The sequence below is a fragment of the Flavobacterium amniphilum genome, from assembly GCF_023634845.1.
Classification (GTDB): Bacteria; Bacteroidota; Bacteroidia; order Flavobacteriales; family Flavobacteriaceae; genus Flavobacterium; species Flavobacterium amniphilum.
The window spans coordinates 76,270-102,569 of the sequence record NZ_JAMLJL010000002.1 but is presented as its reverse complement, the minus strand read 5'-3'; the positions used below and the strand labels follow the sequence as shown (position 1 = coordinate 102,569).

General features: G+C 36.1%; 23 protein-coding genes and 1 other RNA gene. 12 read left to right on the top strand and 12 right to left on the bottom strand.

From position 1 onward, the window contains the following. Positions 1-60 precede the first annotated feature (60 nt). The 6 genes from NAT51_RS02280 to NAT51_RS02255 all read left to right on the top strand — a co-directional run bounded on the left by NAT51_RS02280 (position 61) and on the right by NAT51_RS02255 (position 8,837). Complete coding sequence (locus NAT51_RS02280; RefSeq protein WP_250594696.1) at positions 61-4,584, top strand: translocation/assembly module TamB domain-containing protein; 4,524 nt, start codon at positions 61-63, stop codon at positions 4,582-4,584. A 125-nt stretch (positions 4,585-4,709) separates the two neighbouring features. Continuing rightward, positions 4,710-5,696 carry a 6-phosphofructokinase gene (gene pfkA / locus NAT51_RS02275; protein WP_250594694.1) on the top strand — a complete coding sequence of 329 codons (987 nt, stop codon included), beginning with the start codon at positions 4,710-4,712 and terminating at the stop codon, positions 5,694-5,696. A 75-nt stretch (positions 5,697-5,771) separates the two neighbouring features. Then, entirely contained in the window at positions 5,772-6,779 is a 1,008-nt protein-coding gene (gene gap / locus NAT51_RS02270) for a type I glyceraldehyde-3-phosphate dehydrogenase (RefSeq protein WP_250594692.1), read from the top strand. Between the two features lie 179 nt (positions 6,780-6,958). Next, positions 6,959-7,810 carry a BadF/BadG/BcrA/BcrD ATPase family protein gene (locus NAT51_RS02265; RefSeq protein WP_250594690.1) on the top strand — a complete coding sequence of 284 codons (852 nt, stop codon included), beginning with the start codon at positions 6,959-6,961 and terminating at the stop codon, positions 7,808-7,810. 2 nt (positions 7,811-7,812) lie between these two features. Further along, the gene (locus NAT51_RS02260; protein WP_250594688.1) at positions 7,813-8,181 is read left to right on the top strand and encodes a methylglyoxal synthase; all 369 of its coding nucleotides are present in this window, start codon (positions 7,813-7,815) and stop codon (positions 8,179-8,181) included. 83 nt (positions 8,182-8,264) lie between these two features. Continuing rightward, a complete protein-coding gene (locus NAT51_RS02255; RefSeq protein WP_250594686.1) occupies positions 8,265-8,837 on the top strand; it encodes a hypothetical protein in 573 nt (190 codons plus the stop codon). Between the two features lie 57 nt (positions 8,838-8,894). Here the strand turns inward: NAT51_RS02255 and NAT51_RS02250 are convergent, their stop codons facing one another. From NAT51_RS02250 to NAT51_RS02235, 4 genes are all read right to left on the bottom strand, one after another. Further along, complete coding sequence (locus NAT51_RS02250) at positions 8,895-9,557, bottom strand: carboxypeptidase-like regulatory domain-containing protein (protein ID WP_250594685.1); 663 nt, start codon at positions 9,555-9,557, stop codon at positions 8,895-8,897. Between the two features lie 7 nt (positions 9,558-9,564). Beyond that, on the bottom strand, positions 9,565-10,272 hold the full coding sequence (locus tag NAT51_RS02245) for a carboxypeptidase-like regulatory domain-containing protein (protein ID WP_250594683.1): 708 nt from the start codon (positions 10,270-10,272) through the stop codon (positions 9,565-9,567). Between the two features lie 16 nt (positions 10,273-10,288). Beyond that, complete coding sequence (locus tag NAT51_RS02240; protein ID WP_250594681.1) at positions 10,289-10,996, bottom strand: carboxypeptidase-like regulatory domain-containing protein; 708 nt, start codon at positions 10,994-10,996, stop codon at positions 10,289-10,291. Positions 10,997-11,073: 77 nt separating this feature from the next. After that, positions 11,074-12,144: a glutaminyl-peptide cyclotransferase gene (locus NAT51_RS02235; protein ID WP_250594679.1), complete on the bottom strand. Its 1,071-nt coding sequence runs from the start codon at positions 12,142-12,144 to the stop codon at positions 11,074-11,076. An 88-nt stretch (positions 12,145-12,232) separates the two neighbouring features. Between NAT51_RS02235 and ffs the strand changes: the two genes are divergently transcribed. The 4 genes from ffs (at position 12,233) to fsa (ending at position 15,209) form a co-directional block, all read left to right on the top strand. After that, positions 12,233-12,331: signal recognition particle sRNA small type (gene ffs, locus NAT51_RS02230), an RNA gene on the top strand. Between the two features lie 73 nt (positions 12,332-12,404). Beyond that, positions 12,405-13,397 carry an enolase C-terminal domain-like protein gene (locus NAT51_RS02225; RefSeq protein WP_250594677.1) on the top strand — a complete coding sequence of 331 codons (993 nt, stop codon included), beginning with the start codon at positions 12,405-12,407 and terminating at the stop codon, positions 13,395-13,397. An 11-nt stretch (positions 13,398-13,408) separates the two neighbouring features. Continuing rightward, positions 13,409-14,212, top strand: coding sequence for an SDR family oxidoreductase (locus NAT51_RS02220; protein WP_250594675.1), 804 nt, complete (start codon positions 13,409-13,411; stop codon positions 14,210-14,212). Positions 14,213-14,552: 340 nt separating this feature from the next. After that, on the top strand, positions 14,553-15,209 hold the full coding sequence (fsa, locus tag NAT51_RS02215) for a fructose-6-phosphate aldolase (RefSeq protein WP_250594673.1): 657 nt from the start codon (positions 14,553-14,555) through the stop codon (positions 15,207-15,209). Between the two features lie 69 nt (positions 15,210-15,278). Here the strand turns inward: fsa and NAT51_RS02210 are convergent, their stop codons facing one another. Continuing rightward, entirely contained in the window at positions 15,279-16,676 is a 1,398-nt protein-coding gene (locus NAT51_RS02210) for a TlpA family protein disulfide reductase (protein ID WP_250594671.1), read from the bottom strand. Positions 16,677-17,033: 357 nt separating this feature from the next. On the opposite strand from NAT51_RS02210, the gene NAT51_RS02205 reads away from it, so the two are divergent. Continuing rightward, positions 17,034-18,650, top strand: coding sequence for an ABC-F family ATP-binding cassette domain-containing protein (locus NAT51_RS02205; protein WP_250594669.1), 1,617 nt, complete (start codon positions 17,034-17,036; stop codon positions 18,648-18,650). Positions 18,651-18,696: 46 nt separating this feature from the next. Here the strand turns inward: NAT51_RS02205 and NAT51_RS02200 are convergent, their stop codons facing one another. From NAT51_RS02200 to NAT51_RS02185, 4 genes are all read right to left on the bottom strand, one after another. Continuing rightward, complete coding sequence (locus NAT51_RS02200) at positions 18,697-19,209, bottom strand: anthrone oxygenase family protein (protein ID WP_250594667.1); 513 nt, start codon at positions 19,207-19,209, stop codon at positions 18,697-18,699. Between the two features lie 3 nt (positions 19,210-19,212). After that, positions 19,213-19,497 carry a c-type cytochrome gene (locus NAT51_RS02195; RefSeq protein WP_250594665.1) on the bottom strand — a complete coding sequence of 95 codons (285 nt, stop codon included), beginning with the start codon at positions 19,495-19,497 and terminating at the stop codon, positions 19,213-19,215. Positions 19,498-19,579: 82 nt separating this feature from the next. Then, on the bottom strand, positions 19,580-20,359 hold the full coding sequence (locus NAT51_RS02190) for a helix-turn-helix domain-containing protein (RefSeq protein WP_250594663.1): 780 nt from the start codon (positions 20,357-20,359) through the stop codon (positions 19,580-19,582). A gap of 106 nt (positions 20,360-20,465) precedes the next feature. Further along, the gene (locus NAT51_RS02185) at positions 20,466-20,987 is read right to left on the bottom strand and encodes a DinB family protein (RefSeq protein ID WP_250594661.1); all 522 of its coding nucleotides are present in this window, start codon (positions 20,985-20,987) and stop codon (positions 20,466-20,468) included. Between the two features lie 174 nt (positions 20,988-21,161). On the opposite strand from NAT51_RS02185, the gene NAT51_RS02180 reads away from it, so the two are divergent. Continuing rightward, positions 21,162-23,906: a fibronectin type III domain-containing protein gene (locus NAT51_RS02180; RefSeq protein WP_250594659.1), complete on the top strand. Its 2,745-nt coding sequence runs from the start codon at positions 21,162-21,164 to the stop codon at positions 23,904-23,906. Between the two features lie 727 nt (positions 23,907-24,633). Here NAT51_RS02180 and NAT51_RS02175 read toward each other — a convergent pair. The 3 genes from NAT51_RS02175 to NAT51_RS02165 are packed head-to-tail and all read right to left on the bottom strand — an operon-like array spanning position 24,634 to position 26,256. Continuing rightward, positions 24,634-25,026: an OsmC family protein gene (locus tag NAT51_RS02175; RefSeq protein ID WP_250594657.1), complete on the bottom strand. Its 393-nt coding sequence runs from the start codon at positions 25,024-25,026 to the stop codon at positions 24,634-24,636. A gap of 5 nt (positions 25,027-25,031) precedes the next feature. After that, entirely contained in the window at positions 25,032-25,913 is an 882-nt protein-coding gene (locus NAT51_RS02170) for a pirin family protein (protein ID WP_250594655.1), read from the bottom strand. Positions 25,914-25,941: 28 nt separating this feature from the next. Beyond that, positions 25,942-26,256 (bottom strand): GNAT family N-acetyltransferase, encoded by a 315-nt coding sequence (locus NAT51_RS02165; RefSeq protein WP_250594653.1) that lies wholly within the window; start codon positions 26,254-26,256, stop codon positions 25,942-25,944. Positions 26,257-26,300 lie beyond the last annotated feature (44 nt).

The window sequence follows — 26,300 nt, the reverse complement described above, 5'->3', positions numbered from 1 at the left end:
CAAAATTACAGTTTTTTTGTGAATTAACTGGTACGGGCATCTAGACCTTTTGTTTGACTTTTGGAAGAAACTAAAAAAAATACCGCCTTTAACAAATTCCTGAAAATAGCATTGTATGTCCTTCTCGGGATAATATTGCTATTGCTGTTGCTTGCTATAGCTTTGAATATTCCTTCAGTCCAAACAAAATTGGGACAGTATGCCACTGAACGACTTAATAAGGAATTTGGTACCGATATTACTGTTCAGGAAGCTAATTTTACAGTTTTCGGAGGTGTCAAACTAAAAAAAGTATTAATCAGGGATTATAGAAAAGATACTTTATTTTATATAAATGTATTGAAAACTAATTTGGTTGATGCTAAAAAATTATTGGACGGTGACTTGCATTTTGGGGAAGTCCGTTTAGATGGACTCGATTTTCATATCAAAAATTACAAAGGAGAGAAGGACACAAATTTAGATAAGTTTGTAGCATTGTTTGATGATGGTAAACCGAGTAGTCCAACGAAGAAAAAATTTCTGATGACTGCCGAAGATATGCATTTGACTAACAGCCATTTTCGGTTTTTGGATGAAAATCTGAAAGATCAGCTGGTTTTTGAGGCTAAAAAATTAAATGCGCATACTTCAAATTTTCAGGTACTCGGGCCTGATGTTACCATGAAAATCGAAGAAATGGCTTTTGTGGACAACCGTGGTTTAGTGGTTGATAATCTGGTTTCGGATTTTACCTATACTAAAAAGAACATTCATTTGGCCAATTTAGATCTGGAAACATCCAATTCCAAACTGAAAGGCGATGTGGAATTAAAATACGACCGAAAGGATTTTGCCGATTTCAATAATAAGGTAATTTTTGATATTAAGATTGACAAAGCTTTAGTTTCTTCTAATGATCTGAATTTGTTTTATGGTGAATTTGGAAAAAACCAGGAATTTGATGTCAGAGGTAAACTTTATGGAAGTCTTAATAATTTCAAGACCAGGAATTTATATTTGGTTGATAAAAATAATTCTGAAATTATAGGGAATTTTGACTTTAGAAACCTTTTTACCAAAAACAAGGGTGATTTTTACATGAAAGGAAAGTTTTCCAAAATTTCCTCTACTTATGATAATTTAGATAAGCTCCTGCCAAGAGTTTTAGGAGATAATCTGCCTTCTACATTTAAAAAATTCGGACGTTTTACACTTTCGGGCGAAACAGAAGTTACACTCAAAACAGTAAAAGCAAATGTTTTGCTGAAGACTGCGCTAGGAAACGTACAATCGAATTTAAGTATGACGAATATCGACCATATCGATAATGCTACTTATAAAGGAAATGTAAAACTCAATAATTTTGATCTGGGTAAATTCTTGGGAAGAAGTGATTTGGGAGTTGTAAATCTGGATTTAGATGCTGATGGTAAAGGGTTTAAAGAAAAATACCTGAATACCCAGATTAAAGGTGACGTCCAGAGCATTTATTATAATGGGTATAATTACCGGAACATAGAGGTAGACGGGACAATGAATAAGTCGGTCTTTAACGGTAACATCGTTGCAAATGACCCGAATTTAATCATGGAATTCGATGGTAACCTGGATTTGAGTAAAAGGGAAAACAAATACGATTTCCATGCTAAGGTGGAATATGCAAATCTTAAAAAATTAAACATCTATACCGCTGATGAAATTTCAATTTTCAGAGGTGATGTTGTGATGGATTTACAAGGGAACTCGATTGATAATATTTATGGAAATATTTATATCAATCAGACTTCATATGAAAACAGCAAGGATACTTATTTCTTTGATGATTTTCAGGTGAAATCAACTTTTGACTCAAATCAGGTCAGGACTATAACCATTAATTCCCCGGATATTATTGAAGGTAAGGTAGAAGGGAAATTCCAATTCAAGCAATTACCGGATTTGATTGAGAACTCTCTGGGAAGTTTATATGCCAATTATTCACCAAATAAAGTGAGTAAAGGACAGTTTGTCAAATTTGATTTTAATGTATACAGTAAACTGATTGAAGTGTTTTATCCTGAAATTTCTTTGGGTGAAAATACTTACATGAAAGGAGAAATTGATTCGAATGACGGAATGTTCAAATTCAATTTTAAATCACCTTCAATTACGGCATACGGAAATAAATTTGATAATATTAATATCGATCTGGATAATAAAAATCCTCTTTATAATGCTTACATCGAAATGGATAGCATTAAGACGAAGTACTATAAAGTTGCCAATTTAAGCCTGATTAATGTTACGGCAAATGATACCTTGTTTTTCAGAACTGAATTTAAAGGTGGAAAAAAGGGGAAAGATTATTATAATCTAAACTTATACCATACCATTAATGAAGATAATAACAGTGTGGTTGGTATCAAGAAATCGGAAGTGAATTTTAAAGACTATCTATGGTTTTTGAATGAGAAAGAAGAGGATGATAATAAAATCGTTTTCAATAAAAAACTGACTGATTTTTCAATAGAGAAAATTTCCATGACGCATGGCGATCAGGTTATGCAGCTCATGGGTAAATTAAAGGATTCTACTTATAAAGATGTCCAATTGTCATTTAAAGATGTTGAATTGGATAAAATTACACCTTCGGTAGATAGCCTAAGATTTAAAGGTAAGGTTAACGGAATAGTAGATTTTAAACAAAGAAAGGCAATTTATGAGCCTACGTCTTCTTTGGAAATTGACAGTTTGAACATCAATAATTTTGCATTAGGAAAATTGAATGTTGATGTCAAAGGAGATAATAGTTTTAAGAATTTCAGGGTCAATTCGGTTTTGCGAAATAATGGAATGGAATCTTTTTCAGCTGACGGGAATGTATTTATTGAAGGGAGAAGTACCAAGCTGGATTTAGATTTACGTCTGGAAGATTTTAATTTGGGGATTTTCAGTCCGTTAGGTGGCGATATAATTCAAAACATAAGAGGATTGGCATCTGGGACCGCAAGGTTTACCGGAGATTTCGACGAACCTGATATTACCGGACGTTTGTACTTGAATAAAGCAGGATTGAAAATACCTTACTTAAACACCGATTATAATTTTGGTAAAAACTCAGTTGTAGATGTTACCGAAAATCAGTTTAGTTTCAGGAATATAGGTTTGTATGATTCAAAATACAATACAGAAGGACGCTTGACCGGATCGATTAGGCATAATAAATTTGCTGATTGGACACTGGATTTAAATATCGATTCTGACCGAATGCTTGCACTGGATACAAAAGATTCTGATGGTGCATTATATTATGGTACGGCTTTTATTGATGGAGAAGCATCTATTAAAGGGCCAATAAACGGATTGGTAATCAATGTAAATGCTAAATCAAGTAAAGACACTTCAATTAAAATCCCAATTAACGATACAGAAGCAACTACCGAAAAAGATTATATCAAATTTGTTACGAAAAACGGAATCGCTGCCCAAAAAGGTAAGGACGCAAAAAATAAGAATTACAACGGTGTCGAATTGAATTTTGAATTTGATATCACTCCTGATGCAGAAATTGAAGTAATTATCAACAAGAACAACGGACATGGATTAAAAGGGCGAGGAGTAGGGTCACTTTTAATGGAAATCAATACGTTGGGTAAATTTAATATGTGGGGGGATTTCCAGGTTTATAAAGGAGTATATAACTTCAAATATGGTGGTATCATCGACAAGCAATTTGATGTTAAAAAAGGAGGTTACATTTCATGGGACGGGAATCCGATGAATGCAACTTTGAATATGGAAGCGGTGTATACAACACAGGCAAATCCGGCAGTTTTATTGGATAATCCTTCCTTTAATAAAAAAGTGCCGACTGAGGTGGTTATTAAGTTAACTGATCAACTGACAAATCCAACGCCGGATATTTCAATTAATTTCCCAACGGTTGGGTCGGTTTTGAAATCAGAGCTGGAGTACAAACTTAACGATGCTGATACACGACAGACACAGGCAATTTATTTATTGTCAACCGGTAGTTTCCTAACAGATAAAGGTGTTGCTGAAAATGCTGTAACAGGAAACTTACTGGAAAAAGCGAATAGCTTATTTGAAGATTTGTTTTCAAGCAGTGATGACAAACTTAAAGTCAGACCTTATATAATAACCGGAGACAAGCGTAATCCTAATTTACAATCAGATGGAAGTGTTGGTGTTACACTTTCCACACAAATCAGTGATAAGGTTACCATCAACGGTAAATTTGGTGTTCCGGTTGGCGGCGTTACTGAAACTGCTGTTGTTGGAGATGTGGAAGTTCAATTGAAATTGAATGAGGACGGAACATTAAAAGCCCGTTTCTTTAACCGTGAAAACGACATTAATTATATCGGTGAAGGAATTGGATATACTCAAGGGCTTGGAGTTTCTTACGAAGTAGACTTTAATACATTCAAAGAATTGATGCAAAAAGTGTTCAATTCCAAAAAAGCTAAAAAGGAAAAAGAATCTAAAGAACAGGTTCCTGATTCTGATGTTACACCAGAACATATTCAAATGTCTGAGCAGCGCAAAAAAAGACCTACCGAAGATCTCAATAACGATAATAAAGTGCCTGAAGGGAATTAAAACCAACGGGTTATTAAAAACTTATTAACGAAAACGTTTGAAATTTATCACCTCTTTTATAATTTAACACTTCTTTGATTTTTAACAGAATTTCTTTAGTAATTTTACATTATAATTAATTTTAAATGTCAAAAATTATTAAAAAAATAGGCGTTTTGACCTCGGGAGGTGATTCTCCGGGAATGAACGCAGCCATCAGATCGGTTGTTCGGACCTGTGCTTACCATAATGTAGAATGTATTGGTATTTATCGCGGTTATCAAGGAATGATTGAAGGTGATTTCAAAGAAATGGGACCGCGATCGGTGAACAACATCGTGAATAAAGGCGGAACGATTCTTAAATCGGCTCGATCAATGGATTTTAAAACTCCAGATGGCCGTAAGAGAGCACACGAAAATTTAGTGAATGCAGGAATCGATGCCTTGGTAGTTATTGGTGGTGACGGAACTTTTACCGGTGCTGAAATTTTCAATAACGAGTTTGGTTATCCTGTTATGGGAATTCCAGGAACAATTGACAATGATATTTTTGGTACCAGCCATACTTTAGGTTATGATACGGCTTTGAATACAGTTGTGGAAGCCATCGATAAAATCCGTGATACTGCCAGTTCACACAACCGTTTATTTTTTGTGGAGGTTATGGGGCGAGATGCCGGTCATATCGCTTTAAATGCCGGAATCGGAGCAGGAGCAGAGGAAATTTTAATTCCTGAGGAAGATTTGGGATTGGAACGTTTACTGGAATCACTTCAAAAAAGTAAAGCATCCGGAAAATCATCCAGCATCGTGGTGGTTTCGGAAGGAGATAAAATTGGTAAAAACGTATTCGAACTTAAAGAATATGTGGAAGAAAACCTACCTGAATACGACGTGCGCGTTTCTGTACTCGGACATATGCAACGCGGCGGCTCACCATCTTGTTTCGACCGTGTATTGGCTTCAAGATTAGGTGTAAAAGCTGTCGAATCCATTTTGGAAGGTAAATCAAACTTCATGGTCGGTTTATACCAGGATAAAGTAGCGCTCACACCATTGGAACAAGCCATCAAAGGAAGCTCAAAAATTGACGAGGAATTGTTAAGAGTTTCCGATATCATGACGACTTAACCCCACTATTATAAATTTAATCTATTTAAATAATAACTTTAAGTAAATACCGCTTAAAGTCTAAAGAATATGAATATGAAAGTAAAATTAGGAATTAACGGTTTCGGCCGTATCGGGAGAATTGTGTTTAGAGAAACTTTCAACAGAGATAATGTAGAAGTTACGGCAATCAACGATTTATTAGATGTAAACCATTTAGCATACTTATTAAAATACGACTCAGTTCACGGCCGTTTCAACGGAAAAGTGGAAGTTATCGACGGAAAATTATACGTTAACGATAAGTACATCCGTGTTACTGCTGAGAAAGATCCAACCTTGATCAAATGGGACGACGCAGATGTGGAAGTAGATGTGGTAGCAGAATGTACCGGTATCTTCACTACTTTGGAAACGGCCAATGCACACATCAAAGGTGGTGCGAAAAAGGTAGTAATTTCAGCGCCTTCAGCAGATGCGCCAATGTTTGTGATGGGTGTCAACCACGAAAAAGCAACAGCTGCCGATACTATCGTTTCAAACGCTTCATGTACAACAAACTGTCTGGCGCCTTTGGCAAAAGTGATTAACGATAATTTCGGAATCGTGGAAGGTTTAATGACTACAATTCATGCAACAACTGCAACCCAGTTAACCGTTGACGGACCTTCACGCAAGGATTTCCGTGGTGGACGTGCAGCTTTATTAAATATCATTCCGTCTCAAACCGGTGCTGCTAAAGCGGTTGGAAAAGTGATCCCTGAATTAAACGGAAAATTAACCGGAATGTCAATGCGTGTGCCTGTAGCCGATGTTTCAGTTGTTGATTTAACCGTTAAATTGGAGAAAGAAACAACCTATGAAGAAATCATGAACGTGCTAAAAAATGCTTCGGAAACTTCAATGAAAGGTATCTTGGGTTTTACGGAAGATGATGTTGTTTCTCAAGATTTCATCGGTGATTCACGTACTTCAGTTGTTGACGCCCACGCCGGAATCGGATTGAACTCAACGTTCTTCAAACTGGTTTCCTGGTATGATAACGAATACGGGTATTCAAGCAAATTAATCGATTTGGCCGTACACGTTTCAGGTTTAAAATAATTTGATATCTTTATAATCCCGTTAGTCGTTGTATTAACGGGTTTTTTTATAATTTTTTTTGGAGCTATTCCTGCTGTCCGCTGTATCTTTTTTGTGGTCATTTCGAGAACCTCAATGACCACAAAAAAGGATGCCGCTTCCATCAGGGCTAGGTTCGCAATTCAAACTCAAACTTACTAATGAAATTACTCGTAGATAGCGGTTCTACTAAGGCCGACTGGATTGCCATTGATGATGCCGGAAAGGTATTGTTTACCACTCAATCTTTGGGATTAAACCCGGAAGTATTGTCAAAAGATGAAATTATCAACCGTCTGGAAGACCGTTTTGATATCTCTCATAATAAGAATCAGGTTTCCAGTTTGTTTTTTTATGGTGCAGGTTGTGGAACAGACCGCATGAAGATTTTCCTGACTCAGGTTTTTCAGGAATATTTCCCCAATGCGGCCGTAACGGTGCATGAAGATACCTATGCTGCGGTTTTTGCCACAACGCCTAAAGGTGAAAAGGCTATAGTAAGTATTTTGGGAACAGGCTCAAATTGCAGTTATTTTGACGGCCATGTTTTGCACCAAAAAGTACAGTCGTTAGGTTATATCGCTATGGATGACTGCTCCGGAAACCGTTTCGGACGTCATTTATTGAGAGGTTATTATTTCAACAAGATGCCGGCTGATCTGGCTCAGGAATTTGAAACGACCTATAATGTTGAACCGGATCCGGTGAAACATAATTTGTACAAAGAACCCAATCCGAATGCGTATTTGGCCACTTTTGCAAAATTCCTGATCAAACACAAAGACACCGAATTTTGCCGTCAGTATATTTTTGAAGAAATGGAATCATTTGTCGAAAATTATATCAAACAATTTGATAATTATAAAGAAGTTCCTGTGCATTTCATCGGTTCGATTGCGTTCTATTTAAAAGATGAATTGCAAAGTGTTTTGGACAAACACAAAATCCAGTTGGGTAATGTGTTACGCCGACCTATAGACGGGTTAATCGAATATCACGTTTTAAACAAATAATCATGGAAATTGCCATAATCGCACATGACGGTAAAAAAGCCGATATGGTGCAGTTTTTAAATAAAAACATCGAAATATTACATAAAGAAAATATTAAAATCATAGCTACCGGCACTACCGGAAGTAAAGCGGAAGGAGCAGGGATCAAAGTAAAGAAATTACTGAGTGGTCCAATGGGAGGTGATGCTCAAATTGCAGCCCGGGTTGCTGAAGGAAAATGCAAAATGGTTTTGTTTTTCAAAGATCCGATGAGCAGTCATCCACACGAACCGGATATCAATATGCTGATAAGGATTTGTGATGTACACAATGTACCATTGGCTACAAATGAAGCTACCGCGCAGCTTTTGTTGAATGCAATTGCAGAATAAAATCAATCACGCTTTTTTTGGCGTGATTTTTGTTTTTGGTAAGATATTTTTAATATCTTGGCAAACCAAATAACTTATAAACAATGAAAAAAATTGCACTACTATTAATGGTATTGTCGGTGAGTTTATCTTACGGACAAAAGAAAAAAAAGAAAGCCTCAACTGCTTCCGCTTCAGCCGGAGTCCTTGCTAAATCCGGTGACGCGTCTGTTGCCTATAATAAAAAGAAAGATTTATTTCTGGTTGTGGCAAAAGACAGCATGCTGTTAACTAAAAGCCGTACCGATTTTAATCCTGCGAATGTAAAAATTACTCCTGTTAAAGTTAAAACCAATACTTTCTACTGTGTAACTTGGAATGAAACGGTAAAAACAGATACAAAACTTAAAAAAGAAACAGCAGCCGTAACTGAAAATCAATTGTGGAATCCTGCAACAAAAACGTTATTGATTGGAAATACCCAAAAGGCTGTTGAAGTTCAGGAAATTGTTTTCCTTGATAAATTAAAGACAGCTTCTGAAACCCAATACAAGAAGAGAAGTGAAGGATTTGAATTCCAATTGTTGCCAAATGGAGAGTTTTTGCTGAAAAACAAAACAAAATCTACTAAATACGCTTACAACGAGAAAACATCCCGTTACGAAGTAAAAAAATAATAGGTACTGAAGATGTATAAAAAAACGGGCAAATGCCCGTTTTTTTATACTAACAAATTATAGTTTCTTTTTTCTTTTTATTCCACCGGTTCTTATGATTTTTTCTTCTGTTGCACCGGAATAATTATCCGTCATTTTTACATTCATAATATTTGAAGTACTGATGATTTTGGTTACATCATTCATTCCTTTAAAGAAAAAAATTAATGCATCTCCTTCTTTAACCATAATACTGTATTTGCCGTCAAAGCTGGTTTCGGTTTTTAGGTTAGTTCCTTTAACAGAAATAACTGCTCCTGGTAAAGGTCCTATATTATCATTTACTGTACCAGTAACTAATTTTTTAAGCGTCCTATTCTCAGATTTTGTTACTGTACTTCTTGTATTATCGTTTTTGATTTTTGTTGATTCTATTCTTGGTTTGCCTTGTGCTATAGTCTTGCTCGATATTAGAAAAATAAATCCAAAAAACACTGAAGCCAGCCAAACTGATTTTCGTTCTTTCGGAATAATTAAATCCCGGTCTAATTGTGTGTTGAGAAAACGTCCACATAAATTTTTATCCTTTTCGTATGCATTTATGATTTCTCTGTCAGTTGACTTTGTAAAATCATGCACATTTTTCTGGCAGGCTCCACAAAATCTTCCTTTTTCAGCAGGTGTCATTTGTTGCCAGTTTTCGTGGCAGGGTTCTGGTATATATAGTTGTAATTTTTTCATCTGTTTATTATTCTTCAAACCAAGTTTCCACTACACGGTAAGCTCTTTCTATAAAATTGGTACTGCGTCTGATTGGGTAACCACCGACAACCTGAATTATATGTTTGTCAGTAATTTCGTCTTTCAGAAGTACATTTATAATGGATGATTGACTGTTAATTGTTTTGGTAATATCTTCCATGCCCATAAAGGAGAATGTCAGTTTTTCACCTTCTTTAACTACAATACTGTATTTTCCTTCGAAATCAGCCTCTACACCTCTTGTAGTTCCTTGCACTACAATATTTGCTAGAGGAATTGGACCAGTTGCATCACTTACGGTTCCTGTAATTGTTTTTTCTGCTCCTTGTGATTTTATATTAGTATCAGATTTTCCGGAATCCAAGTTTTTGGTATCATTTTGTTCTGTTTTTGGTTTTTCCTGAGCATTTGCTTTAGTATTCCACATAGAAATCATTCCCAAAAACACTGAAGCCAACCACAACGATTTTCTTTTTCTCGGAATCATTAATTCTCTGTCTAATTGTGTATTCAAAAAACGACCACACAATTTTTGGTCTTTTTCATAAGCCTTAATAATTTCTCTGTCAGTTGACTTTGTAAAATCATGCACATTTTTCTGGCAGGCTGCACAAAATCTTCCTTTTTCAGCAGGTGTCATTTGTTGCCAGTTTTCGTGACAGGGTTCCGGTATGGATAAATGTAATCTTTTCATAATTAGGAATGTTGTATTAATATTCAAACCAAGTTTCAACAACACGGTAAGCTCTTTCGGTATACGGTCTTTTTCTTGGTTCGTTAATTTCTCCAGTGATTACTAATCCTGTTGTTAAGAAGCTATTGTCGTCTGGCAAAACAGCATTTATTACAGTTGATTTACCAACTGTTTTTGTGATTTCCTTCATTCCCATAAAAGAATAAACCAATCTTTCACCTTCTTCCGCATTTATACTGTAGGTTCCGTCGAAATTAGATTGAACACCTCTGGTTGTACCTTGTACGATAATATTTGCTCCAGGAATTGGCCCGGTTGCATCACTTACAATTCCAGTGATTGTCTTTCTTTCGTTTTGTGTTTTTATTTCAGTTGTAGACTTCCCGGAATTAAGGTTTTTTGCATCAGTTTGTTCCGTTTTTGGTTTTTCCTGAGCATTTACTTTAGTATCGAATAATGAAATCATTCCGAAGAATAGGGAAGCCAGCCAAACAGATTTTCTTTCTTTTGGAATTATCAATTCCCTGTCTAATTGTGTGTTTAAAAATCGTCCACATAAATTTTTATCCTTTTGATATGCATTGATGATTTCCCTGTCGGTTGATTTTGAAAAATCAATAACATTTTTCTGACAGGCTGCACAAAATTTTCCTTTTTCAACGGGAGTCATTTTAACCCAGTTTTCGTGACAGGGTTCCGGTATCGATAGTTGTAGTTTTCTCATAGCTTATAAAATAAAAATGGTCTATATTTACATAGAGACCATTTGATATAAAAAGGTTGGGAGGGAAGATAAAAAAATTAATGGTTAATTTTAATCTCAAACATTTTATCCCAGTTTTTTCCCGTTACAAAAATCGTTTTTGTCTTTGGATTATAAGCGATTCCGTTTAAAACATCGACATCAGGATGTTGTGTGACTTTACTTTTTAATTTTGATAAATCAATTACAGCTTCAACTGCACCTGATTTAGGGTCAATAATAGCCAGTGCGTCCATTTGGTAAATATTTGCATAAATTTTACCGTCAATCCATTCTAATTCGTTTACGGCTTTAATTTTATTATTGGCAGTATATACATTTATGAAATCAACTTCCTGAAATGTTTCAGGATTCAGTAACGTGATTCTTTCTGTTCCGTCACTTTGATATAAGTTCTTACCATCATTCGTTAAACCCCATCCTTCCATTTTTTTGAAGTATTTGAAAGTTTTCTCTTTTTTAAATGTATCGGCATTATAAACATAGCCTTCATTATTCAACCATGTTAATTGGTAAACCTTATTATTAAGTACGGTAATTCCTTCACCGAAATAATCAACCCCTAATTCTACTTTTTTCAGGACTTTTCCGGTTTTATAATCGGTTTTTCTTAAACTGGACACGCCGCGCAGACCTGTTCCGTTTCCTGCACCGTTTCCGGTTCCTTCAAATAAAGTATCCTTGTGGAATTCCAAGCCTTGGGTATATGCTTTGATATCGTGTGGGTAAGTGTTTAAAATGGTATAATCCAGTAATTTTGGTTCAATATGTGAGACTAATTCAATTCTGGATTCTTCCGTTTTAGTTGAATCACCTTCAAAGTAAATAACGGCTTTCAGACTTTGATAACCTAATTTTTGTTCTTTCAGACTATAATTGAAAGCAGTATTTCCTTTTACCGATCCAATTCTTTTTTCACCATTGAAGTAAACAACTGAATCAATTGTCTTGTCTTTTTTGTTCTTTACCAATAAAGACACATTGTCATTTTGATGGTATATCAGTTTAAATTTAGAATCATCGATAGAAAATAAATTTTTTTTATCACCTGCACAGTTGGTTAGAAGCAATACTAATGAAGTGAATGCTAATAAGTTATATTTTTTCATTATGAATTATTTTTCGAATACAATATACAAAGGAGTTTTACATTAACAAATACGCTTGCAAAAATACAAAAAGATTGTATATTTGCAGCGGCAAGTCCTACACGACCAGCTCCTGCAGACTCCTCCAGGGTGGGAACACAGCAAAGGTATGCGGTTGTAGCGGTGCGATGTAGGTAGCTTGCCATTTTTTTTCTTAAAGTAATTCAGAATTTGTGGTCCCGATTGTTCGGGATTTTTTATTTTTAAGGCAAAAATTCCCAATGCAATTAAACTGGCAGATTGTTACCTTACAACTCAAAGAGACTTTTTCTATTTCGTATGGAAATTATACACATCGGGAAGCGCTTATCATTTCTCTTTCACATTACGGATTTACTGGGTACGGTGAATGTACTTCCATTGATTATTATGGGATCGATTTAAATGATCTTATGAATCAATTAAACTTAAGTAAGACTTTAATTGAGTCAAGTAAAATGCTCTATCCTTTAGAATTTTACAGTTTTTTATTGAAATTAAATTTATCCAGTTTTTTAACATCTGCCCTGGATTGTGCCTACTGGGATTTATTCGGTAAATTGGAGAATAAAAATTTTTTGGAACTCAATAAAATCAGACCAAATCACTTGCCGGATTCTTCCATAACCATAAGTGTGGCGTCTATTGATGAGCAAATTGAAAAGATTAAAAAATCCAATTGGTCTAATTTCAAGGTTAAATGCAAAGGTTTTGATGAAAAAATAATCCGTCGGTTTTCTGAATTAGAACAATCAATAGCTTTGGATTCAAATGGGAGTTTTACCGAAATCGACTGTGGTAAACTGCAGCAAAATATTGATTCAGCACAGTTTACCTATATCGAACAGCCGATGCCAATAGGATATTATTCAATATTAAACAGAAATTTGCATGCAAATTGGATGGCTGATGAAGATTGTCAGACTATTGAAAATTTACGTTCTTTGCAACCGCATTATAAAAGTGTCAATATAAAATTGGTCAAATGTGGCGGTTTAACGCCGGCATTGGAACTTATAAAAACGGCCAGGGACTTGGACTTTAAAATAATGATTGGTTGTATGACCGAATCAACCGTAGGGATTTCAGCCGGAGCGTTTTTAGCTCCATTAGCTGATTATGCAGACTTAGACGGAGCTAATTTAATAGCTAATGATATAGCCGATGGAAGTAAAATTATAAACGGAAAAATTCAATTATCAGAAAAGCCCGGTTTGGGAATTTCAATGCTTTAAAAAAATATAAAATGAGTCAAGTAGTATTAATAACAGGAGGTTCATCAGGAATTGGAAAATCGATTGGTGAATTTTTACACCAAAAAGGCTTTACCGTTTACGGTACAAGCAGAAATCCGGAAAAAGTTACCGGTTCAGTATTTCCATTGATTGCTTTGGATGTGCGTAATGCAGAATCTATTCAGGCAGCAGTTGCTGAAATTATAACTAAATCGGGTAGGGTTGATGTTGTGATCAACAATGCCGGTGTTGGAATTACCGGTCCGATTGAAGAAATTCCGACTGATGAAATAAAAAACAACTTTGAGACTAATCTATTCGGACCAATTGAAGTAATGAAGGCCGTTTTGCCGCATATGCGTAACCAAAAATCAGGCTTGATTATCAATATCACATCTATCGCCGGTTACATGGGACTTCCGTATAGAGGGATTTATTCGGCGTCAAAAGGTGCACTGGAATTAATTACCGAAGCTTTACGTATGGAAACCAAACAATTTGGCATTAAGATTACGAATGTAGCTCCCGGAGATTTTGCTACAAATATCGCAGCCGGACGTTATCATGCACCTGTAATTAAAGGTTCGGTTTATGAAGTTCCTTACGGAAATACATTAAACGAAATGAACACACATGTAGACAGTGGCAGTAATCCGGAGGAAATGGCCGGAGCGATTTATAAAATTATTCAAACTCCCAATCCGAAGGTGCATTATAAAGTGGGAGCTTTCATGCAGAAATTCTCGATTGTTTTGAAAAGAGCATTACCGGATAAAGTGTACGAAAAAATGCTGATGAATCATTATAAATTATAAGATATATACAACAATTCTTCTCTGTAATTTTAGGAGTATTATTTTTAGGTATCTTGTGGTTTTTTATCAGAAATTTTACAAAAGCACTTAACCGCATCAATTTAATGGAGGAAAATCACCAAGAGATAAAGGATTTATTGAATGAAATTAAAGATGAATTACGCGAATTAAATTCGAAAAGATAATTATAAATTGTAATTTTGCGTCCGCGTGAGGGATAGAAGCGAAAATCCTTTTTAATCACGGACGTGTTAAAAAGATTGTAGTGGATAGCCCGGCCCAAAGGGACACGCCCAAATAATAGTAACCTTTAAAACACAACTTTTTTAAATACATACAGATGAAATTTTTTATTGACACAGCCAATTTAGATCAAATTAAGGAAGCACAGGCGTTAGGAATTCTTGACGGAGTAACGACTAATCCTTCATTGATGGCAAAAGAAGGAATTACCGGGACTAATAATATTTTAAAACATTATGTTGACATTTGTAACATTGTTGACGGTGATGTAAGTGCTGAAGTAAATGCACTTGATTTTGAAGGAATGGTTAAAGAAGGTGAGGAATTGGCAGAATTACACGAGCAAATCGTTGTAAAATTACCAATGACAAAAGAAGGTGTGAAAGCATGTAAATATTTTTCAGACCGCGGAATCAGAACAAACGTGACTTTAGTGTTTTCTGCAGGACAGGCTTTATTAGCGGCTAAAGCAGGAGCTAGTTATGTTTCTCCTTTCTTAGGACGTTTGGATGATGTGTCTACAGACGGATTGAATTTGATTCAGGAAATTCGTGATATTTATGATAACTATGGTTTTGAAACTGAAATCTTAGCAGCTTCTGTTCGTCATACTATGCATATTGTAAACTGTGCTAAAATTGGTGCTGATGTAATGACAGGACCATTATCTGCAATCACTGGTTTGCTGAAGCATCCATTAACAGATATCGGAATCGCTCAATTTATTGCTGATTACGAAAAAGGAAACAAATAATTTTGTAGCCCATAATATAAAAAAGCGTTCAGAAATCCTGAACGCTTTTTTTATGACTGTTTGTTTTAATTATTTCTTCATTAAGTATTTGTCGAAACTGGCATCAAAAAGACTGACAAAGCCGTTGTTGATGGTTCCGTCAACATTGATCAGCATGGCGCGGTGGATTTTAGTAATAACCCATTTGTCTTTTATTTCCTTGAAATCTACAGCGTGTAGTTCGTTTTCTGAAAGATTGTATTTGTGTAAAGTAGCCTTCCATGTTTCATTGGTGTCATCAATATTAACTGCAATGAAATCCCAATCCGGATATTTGGCTTTTAATTCAGAGGCTCTTTTATGCACAGATTCCATGTGTGATTGGGCCTCGGATGTCCAGAAATAAACCACTGTGTTTTGCTTTAATATGGAATTGAAATCTACTTTTTCGCCTTTTGGGTTGATTAAACCAACTTTTTGTAGTGGTTTTCCCGGTGACATGGTTTGTGTGGCTTCTGCAATTTTTTTGATTTCTTTTTGTTTTTCCTTATCAGTACACAATTTGAAATATTTATCCAGGAATTTCTTATTGTTCAGCATATTCTGGTCTTCCAGCATATACATAAAGGCAATGTTGTTTAAAACAGCATTTTTGATCTTCTGATTGGTAAAAATTGAATCGGCTACATCCAGTTTTTTAATATTGTTTTCCAATGATTTATTGTTTCCGTCCTTGCTGCAGGTTACATTATTCATCATGGAAGTCAGGTAACGAACAAAAGGAGAAAAATGTGTCAGTTTCTCATTATTGAAATCAATATTTTTACGGAAAGCATAATAATCTTTAGGAAGGATTTTGCAAACTTCCTGACCTGTTCTGAATTTATGTGCTAATGGATACACTTCTTTTTGGGCGAGATACGGCATTTCCAGCATAGATTTTGCATATACATCAAAATCCTCATCCCAATTGATGTCTTCTTTGCGTCTTTCGTAGAAAGCATTTTTTTCTTTGAAATCGGCATCAATTTTATTCTCGAATTTTTTCAGATCGTAATCGTAAATGTCAAATCCTGCATTTTTATCGTCTTCGTTTTTCAGGAATAGTTCAATCAGGAAGTTGTTTTTTTCATCACCACGTCCGCAAAAAGTCAGTGAGTTGTCAAATTCGTGTGTGTTCAGACGAATCATCAAACTGTCGTTTTTCCCAAAATAAATATACTGGTATTCCGGCTCATGTTTAAAAGTATACATGCCAGGTGTAAGGGAATCATACTCGGTAAAAAAACGATTGTTTTTGTCTAATTCGATTGTATCGATAATTTCATTATCACGGCACAAGAAGACGTTCTTCGAATTAGGGTTAATAATCTCACCCCCAAAATAAGCCTTGTAATCATTGTCATGGAAGACTCTCGCACATGAAGTCACGAGGATTGGGCTGATAATGGGCAAAAGAAATTGTAATTTTTTCAAATAGGCAATCATTCTAATCTAAATTATGATAAGCAAATATATTTTTATAAAGCATATAAGGCTGTTAATGTACAGTTAAAGTTCCCGTACTTCCAAGAGTATTGGGAATATCTTAACAGCTGTTGCAAAGAAACAGTTAATTTTTTAAATATAAAGAAAGAAAAATAGTACAAATAATTGCCTTTTAATGCTTTAATTTGTATCCGGTTTGATTGCAATGTGTAACCGGAATGGTGTTTTTAACGGCTTTTTTTAATAATTGAAAACTATATAATTGAATATTTATCCAATATGGAAAAAACTATAAACTCTTAATAGAAAACTGCTTACTATTGCTTACTTTTGCATCACTTTTTAAAAAATAAATAAATGCTTACAGTTTCTAATTTATCGGTTCAATTTGGTAAACGAATTTTATTTGATGAAGTAAACGTAACTTTTACCCAAGGTAACTGCTACGGAATTATCGGTGCTAACGGTGCCGGAAAATCTACTTTCCTTAAAATCCTTTCGGGAGATATTGATCCAACTTCAGGGCGTGTTATTCTTGAGCCTGGAAAACGTATGTCGGTTTTGAACCAGAACCACAATATGTTTGACGAACATACAGTTTTGGAAACCGTTTTAATGGGGAACAAAACATTATTTGCTGTTAAAAAAGAAATGGATGATCTGTATGCAGATTATTCTGATGATAAAGTAGACAGAATTGGAGAATTGCAAGTGCAGTTTGAGGAAATGAACGGATGGAATGCTGATTCTGATGCTGCAACATTACTATCTAATCTAGGGATTTCTGCGGATTACCATTATACTTTGATGAGTGAAATGGAAGGAAAACTGAAAGTCCGTGTCCTTTTGGCTCAGGCTTTATTCGGAAATCCTGATGTTTTGATCATGGATGAGCCTACAAACGACTTGGATTTTGAAACCATCGGTTGGTTGGAAAACTTCCTTGCAAATTATGAAAATACAGTATTGGTGGTATCGCACGATCGTCACTTTCTGGATGCGGTTTGTACGCATGTATCAGATATCGACTTCGGAAAAATCAACCATTACTCGGGTAACTATACTTTCTGGTATGAATCTTCTCAGTTAGCAGCTAAACAAAGAGCTCAGCAAAACAAAAAGGCGGAAGAGAAAAAAGCTGAATTAGAAGAATTCATCCGTCGTTTCAGCGCGAACGTAGCAAAATCAAAGCAAGCTACTTCACGTAAAAAAATGATTGAAAAATTAAATATCGGTGAAATCAAGCCTTCAAGCCGCCGTTATCCTGCGATCATTTTTGATCAGGAACGTGAAGCCGGTGATCAGATTTTAAATGTTCAGGATTTATCTGCTTCTGTTGATGGCGAAGTGCTTTTCAAAAATGTGGATTTAAACATGGCCAAAGGCGATAAAATCGTTGTTTTCTCAAGAGATTCACGTGCTACAACAGCTTTCTATGAGGTTTTAAATGGTAACCTAACACCTGATTCAGGTACTTTCGATTGGGGTATTACTACAAATCAATCGTATTTGCCTGGTGATAATCATAGTTTCTTTGAAAATGATTTAACGCTAGTTGACTGGTTACGTCAATGGGCTAAAACAGAAGAAGAGAGAGATGAAGTTTATGTTCGCGGTTTCTTAGGAAAAATGATTTTCTCCGGTGAAGAAGCTTTGAAAACAGGACGCGTATTATCAGGAGGTGAAAAAGTACGTTGTATGCTTTCCAGAATGATGATGTTGCGTGCCAATGTTTTAATGCTGGACGAACCAACGAATCACTTAGATTTGGAATCGATCACAGCTTTCAATAATTCATTGAAAAACTTTAAAGGTTCTGTATTGTTCACAACGCATGACCACGAATTTGCACAAACTGTTGCTAACAGAATTCTTGAAATTACACCAAACGGCGTAATTGACCGTTATATGACTTTCGACGAATATCTTGAAGATGAAAAAATTCAGGAAATGAGAAAGAAAATGTATTCTTAAAAATATAAATCCCGCCTTAAAGCGGGATTTTTTTATGGAGTAAGATTTATGAAGCCGTTACCGGTACTTTACTATGGTTCATACAGGCGGCAATCAATAGCATCACGGTCAATATTGAAAAAACAGTTCTGACTGTATTCAATAAATTCCATTTTGTTTCAAAAAGTGCTCTCTGATGCTGGATAACTTCTTTGGCTACACCAATTGTGTTGAAATTTTCCAATGCTTCATTCAAAGGAACATTTCCGAAAACGGTTACACCAAAAACACCTATTGCATAAGTTACTGCAGCCGTAAGCAAAAGCCATGCTTTAAATGTTGCCTGTTGGTTGTATTGCAAAAATGCACTCAAAGGTATCAGAATCAATGTTCCAAAAAAGCAACTGAAGAATACCGGATTTTGAATTTCCCTGTTAATAGATTGCATCGCTTTGATGTATTCGATATCCGAAAGTTTACCTAAACCTAAATTAACAGAACAGGTATATGCATAAAAAAGACCAGCCATCAATGCTGAAAATGTCGTTGTAATTAATAGGATAATGTCTGTATTTTTCATAGTTTATTTTTTTAGTTCTTTTATATAATGAATGACTTCTGTAATTTGATCTCCTGATAATCTCTTTTTCCAGGCAGGCATAAATGCTATGCCGTTAGTTATTACTTTAGTATATTCTGCATCGGTCAATTTGCTTTTTTGCAGATTCTTTGCTCCAAACAAACCTTTGGTTCCGTCTTTCCCATGGCATCTTGCACATTTGCTTTCAAATAGTTTTTTACCGTTTCCGGGATCATTTGAATGAACTGATGCATAGAAAAGAAGCATCATCATAAGTAGTCGTTTCATAGTATATTAGTTAATTATTATACTACAAAGTTGATTCTTCACGGTTTTAAAAAATAGTATAAAACCGACAACCGGTAAAAAACTAATTCTTAAGGAATACTTTAGGCGTTTTACCTGTGAATGCTTTAAACACTTTAATAAAATGGGATTGGTCTGCAAATCCGTTTGAATAAACAATATCCGTCAGTTTGTCATAATCTTTTTCAGTTAATTGTTCCAAGGACTGTTGAAACTGGATAATTCTTGAAAATTGTTTGGGAGAAATACCTACTTCATTCAAAAATCTTCTTTCCAGCGTTCTTTCATTTAACTCTGTTGCTGTGCAAAGTTCGCTTATGCTTAATTGGCCGTTGTTATCTAAGATTAATTGAATTGATTGCCTGATTTTATAATCCAGAAGTTGTTTTTTTTCTTCGAAAACGGTCTGTAAAAAACCGGAAATAGTTTGAATTCTATTTGTTGTATCTGGTTCAATTTTTAATGAGCTGACAGTATTCTGAATCTCTGACATTTCAAGTTGTAACAGATTATAACAGTTATCATTAATGCTTTTGGGATCTAAACCGAAAAACTTCTGAAGCACAAATGGGTAAAGCTGGATGATAATCAGTTTGTAACTGCCTTCCATGATAAGTTCAATAGGTTTTATGGTTTGGCCATAAAGAAAAAATACAGGCATTTCTTTTTCATGCGGACTTACAAGTAACCCGTTTGTTGTTTCCTGATACATAATACCGGGATATCCGTCGGCGAAAAAGGGGAGGATCGTTTTATGTTTTTCGTCCTCAATCGATTCATAAACTAAAATGCTTTTAACAAATAAGGATATGCTTTTGTCAGGAATTATTTCTTTAAAATCCATTAAATATAGTTTGTAAGATTTACCTGTAAATATAGGAAGTACTGATGGAAGTTTTTACGTATTGGTTTGTTCTGAATGTAAAATCCCGCCTTAAAGCGGGATTTCTTTATTTTAAAACCGGTAAATATTCAATCCAGGGACCAACTTCCTCTTTATACTGCTTCGCCATTACCCTCGAAATCTGTGATAAATGATTCAGATCATGAACGACCCAAGTGGAAAGTAAATTAACTAAGGTTGCTTCTCCCAACGCCGGATGCATGCCTTTCTTTGTAAAATCAGCACTCGTTATATTTTTAGATCTCAGAATCTGAAGATTATAATTCCGTATTTCTTTAAACTCAGATAAAAGCTGGTTTAATGTTTTGCCTTTGCTTTCTTCAAATTGGGCAAAACGGTCAAAAGGTTCAAATGTTTTATTGCCTTCTTCTGCAAGTATTATTTCCAGCCGTTTGATCCAGTCTGTTTTTTCTCCATGAATTAAATGTCCCACGACATCATAAGGACTCCAGGTTTCTTCTCCTTCATTGCTCAGGCTCCATTCATCAGAAAGGTTTTTTAATAAGGCTTCAAGCAATAACGGCGTGCGTTCTAAAACTTCAATGGTTTTGTCTAAATCGAATTTCATAGTTATTTGTGTCTGTTTTATTTAGCTGAAATTTAAAGTTAAGTCGGTAGAAAGCACAATTATTTAACAAAATTAACAATTAAGAAGAGTAAGCATAAAGCAACTGTAACATTCCCTTAAAAGCATTGGGGTTTGGGATTGGTAGTTTTGCAACCAACTAAAAACTAGCTACTAATGAAGAAAATTTACATGCTTTTACTGCTTTTCGGTGCCGGGATGGTGTCAAAAGCGCAAACTTTATTTCCGTATCTCCAAAACGCCACACCAAACTCGATCTACGTAAACTGGAAAACGGAAAGTAACAATGAATCCACCGTTGAATATGGTACTACTTCTAACAATTTAAATGTTACAGTAACGGGAAACACAAACGTTTTTACTGATTCTGGTTATCCCGGAAATTACTTTTACCATAGTGTGAAAGTCGCAAATCTTACACCGAACACAAAGTATTATTACCGCATCAAAACAGGAACTTCGTACTCTGCGGTTAACTCTTTCAAAACATTACCGTTACCGGGTCAGCCTGCCACTGCCGATGGTCATATCCGTTTCCTGATCATGGGTGACAATCAGCTGAAAGCCGTTCCGCGTTATGATTCCTTGGTTTCGGCAGCTAAACGTAAAATCAAGGACAAATGGGGTCGCAATTCTTCTCCTGAAGATAATATCGCCATGACGTTCATGGTGGGTGATCAGGTGGATGTGGGAACGTTGGATCATTATGAAAACGTTCACTTTAAAAAAAATAAAGGATTGTCGGGTAATATTCCAATTCAGACTACGGTTGGTAATCACGAAACGTATGGTACTTTGGGAATGAATTCGTACTACGATCATTTTTACATCAGTGAGCTGACTTATAAAGGTATTTCTTCGGGAACTGAAAATTACTACGCCCAACAGGCGGGTAACGTTTTGTTTATCAGTTTGAGTTCAGAGCACACAGGAACTCCTCAATTGAATTGGTTGCAACAGGTTCTAAATGCCGCGAATACAGATACAACCGTCGACTGGATTTTCTCCCTAAGCCACCGTCCGTATCAGGCGGAACAATATGTAGGTGATATTTCTACCTGGGTTCGCAACACTGCGGTTCCTTTATTGGTGTCTTCTCCTAAATATGCCATGCACATCGGAGCGCACCATCATTTGTACCACAGAGGCCAGTTAAAAAATACGCCAACATACAATATTATCTCGGGTGGAACGGCTTGGGATCAATACTGGGGTTCGTCTACCGAACAGGATTTCGACGACGTGCAAAAAACGATTTGTAACTGGATTTACCAAATTGTTGATATAGACGTAACTAACGGTAAAATGGATATCGAAAGCTACTCAATCGGAAGTGTTGACCGTTGGAAAAACAATCAGTTAATGGATACATTCCACCGCTATAAAAACAAACCGGCTCCGGTGAAACCTTCCATTACTAATAATTTCCCAACTAATGTAACGTTGCCTGTGACGGTAAACGGTTCGGCTTTCAGTACAACGACAAACGAATTATTGAATACGAGCCAGTTCCTGATTTCACAAACGCCTACCTTTGATATCATTAAAAAAGAGGTGTATAGAGATTTCGAAAATTTATATGGTAAATATGGAACCAGAAGGGATTCTACCGTGAATCAAAACTTAGGAGTTGATATTACTAAAATGACTTTGGCTTCAAACTCACTTCCAAACGGTCAATACTATATAAAACTAAGATACCGCGACCGTAATCTGGAATGGTCTCCATGGTCTGATGTGAAATCGTTTACAATCTCGGGAAGTAACACGGTTAATACCGAAATTACTTTGGATGCAGCAACTTATGCACAAAATGCTCCAATTAAAGTCAATTATACAGATGCTCCTGCGAGTACGTCAACGTGGATTGGTTTGTATAAAGAAGGCCAAACACCGGGTTCAACTTCGCCTTCCCAAACCTGGCAATATACTAACGGTAGTGCGAGTGGTTTTATTAATTTTGCCAGTGGATTACCTAATAAAGGACGTTATTTTGCCGCAATATTCTCAAATGGTGGCTATACCGAAATCGCTTCAAGAAAGTATTTCTATGTTGGACCTGTTCCAACACTAAGTACAAATCAAGCCGAGTATGCCGTAGGTTCTCCGGTAACGGTTACGTTCAGTAATGGTCCGCAGTTAACAAGTGACTGGATCGGAATTTATAAAATGGGGGTTACACCGGGCGGAAGTGTTGCCGCAACTTCTTGGCAATATGTTACGACGGCTTCGGGTTCAAAAACCTTCAATAATTTACCAAAAGGATACTATTATGCCGAGTATTATCTGCAAAACGGATACAATCCTGTTGGAAACAAGGTCTTTTTTAAAGTAGGGGATATTGTAACCGAACTTTGGATCAATAAACCGGTGTATGATCTTGGTGAACAAATTACGGCTTCATGGACAGATGCTCCGGGTATCGTGAAAGACTGGCTGGGTATTTACCACGAAGGGGATAACCCGAATGTGAATCCGTTAGTGAGTTATACGTATTTTGAAGGTCAGGCACAAGGTTCAAAAGTAATTGCTCCGGCCGAATTACCCACTCAAACAGGTAATTATTTTATGGTGATGTTCACAAACGATTCTTACAATGAGGTTTCAAACCGTGTGACGTTCCAGGTGATTAATCCAACTTTAGGCAAAGACGAATTCAAAATTGATAACGGATTGAACGTGTATCCAAATCCAACCCAAAAGGGGAATCAAACGTTCATCCAGTCGGATTACCCAATCGATGAGATTGAGATTTTTAATACCGAAGGAAAATTATTGTATGCAACTAAAAACGTTAACAATAACAAATATTCTTTAATCAATCAGGATTTACCAAAAGGAATCTATATCCTGAAAATTCATTCAAGAAAATTATTTACGGCCAAGTTAGTTGTGGACTAGGTTGTAGTCGCCCCATCTCTGAAAATGTGTTGTAGTTTAAATCCCATCCCGTAAAAGGTGATGGGATTTTTGTTTAGTAAATAGTACTTATTGCCAAGTCCTTAGTCCCTGGTAGAGAATGTATAACTAACAATAGAACATTCTTAAGTAATTTCAATCACTCTTTTGTAGATACTAAGGACTAAGAGCTAAGTACTAAGGACTTTTCTAGTGGTACAGATGATTCTTTAGGTGGTACCGAAGACTTTTTAAGTGGTACTGGTCATTCTTTAGGTGGTACAGATGATTCTTTAAGTGGTACCAAAGACTTTTTAAGTGGTACTGGTCATTCTTTAGGTGGTACAGAAGACTTTTTAGGTGGTACAGATGATTTTTTAGGTGGTACCGAAGACTTTTTAAGTGGTACTGAGAGTTTTTAGGTGGTACCGATAGTTTTTAAGTGGTACTGAGAGTTTTTAGGTGGTACTGATAGTTTTTAAGTGGTATTGGTAGATATTCGGTGGCTGAGCCTGTCGAAGTCAAGTGGTACCGAAGACTTTTTAACTGGTATTGATGATTTTGTAAGTGGTACCAAAGACTTTTTAGTGGTATTAAGCATTCTTTAGCCATTACTAAGAACTAAGCACTATGAACTAAGGACTCTTTAAATGGTATCGACTAAAGAATAACTGGTACCACTAATTATCTTAATCGTACCAGTTACTAAGGACTAAGAGCTAAGGACTATTTACTCTAAAACAGTACTAATCTCTATCGGATTAGACAAAATCTTATGCACCGGACATGAATTGGCAATTACCAGTAATCTTGCTTTCTGTTCTTCGTCTAGATCACCAATCAATTCAACCTTCCGTTCCATAACCGATTTCAAATTCTCTTTATCCCAACGGAATTCAACATCTACTTTGGCTTCTTCTAAATTCCAGCCTTTTCTGTTGGCATACATCTTTAAGGTGATGGCCGTGCAGGCGCCTAATGAGGAAGCAAGTAATTCCCTTGGTGCAAATCCCAGTCCCTGACCGCCCACTTCCTTGGGTTCGTCAGCGATTAAAATGTTGGTTTCGGTCGTAATCTCGGTTTTATAGTTCTGATGTCCTATGGTTGCAGTTATTCGTGGCATGCTTCTTAAAATTTAATAGGTGCGGGTAGTGGTACAAATTCGGTTTCGCCGGGAACTTTGGCAAAAGTCTGGTTCGTCCAGTCGGTTTTAGCCTTTTCAATACGTTCTTTGCTTGATGAAACGAAGTTCCAAAAGATAAACCGTTCCTCCGGAAAAGGTTCTCCGCCAAAAATATAAACGGTGGTATTGGCTTCTATTTCAAACTCACAAAATTTGGTGTCTTTTGCAATCAAAATCTGTTTTGGCCCGAAATTGTTGGTTCCGTCACTGATGCTTCCTTCAAGGATATACAGGGCACTTTCGCCGTATAATTCATCACCAATCGTTACTTTTTGTTTTGTATCCGATTTGATCTCTAAAAAATATAACGGACTGTATACCGGCACGGGTGATTTCCGCCCGAAAGCTTCTCCTGCGACAAGTTTAATTGATAATCCGTCTTGTTCCCAGTACGGAATGTCTTCTTTTTCAACATGACTGAAAGTTGGATCCATCTCTTCGAGTTCCTTCGGAAGTGCAACCCAAATCTGCAATCCGTGCAAGCTTTTTTCCGAAGTTCTTAAGTACTGTGGCGTCCGTTCCGAATGTACAATTCCGCTTCCGGCTGTCATCCAGTTTACCGCTCCGGGCTGAATTTCAAGTTCGGTCCCCAAACTGTCTTTGTGCATGATACTTCCTTCAAAAAGATACGTCAATGTTGATAATCCAATGTGAGGATGCGGCGGAACATCTAAATTCTGGTAATCCTTAAGCAAGGAAGGCCCCATGTGATCGATAAAAGCAAATGGTCCCACGGTTCTTTTCTCCCGGAAAGGCAGTAACCGGCCCACCATAAAGTTCCCAATATCTGCTGAACGTTCTTCAATAATCAGTTGTATGTTTGACATTGTTTTTTATTTTGCTTAAAATTAAAGTTTATTCTTCAAATCCTTTGAAATTTTCATCCACAATCCGTTTCCATTCCGGATGTCTTTTGATATAGGCAAATACCAATGGACACAACGGAACCAGTTTATAGTTATTTTTCTCAAGATAATCCAAAGTCTTTTCAATTACCGCTGTGGCAGCGCCTTTTCCTTCAAGCTCCGGTTCAACTCCCGTGTGTATTAAAGTAATTATACCGGGTCTTTCCTTATAAGCGATTAAAGCTTTGTGGTTTTCGACTGTGATCTCAAATTGGTGCTCGCTTTCGTTTTTAACTAACGGAATATTTTCAAATTCTGGCTTCATTTTTTAGATGATTAGATTATTGGATGATTAGATTTTTAGAATTT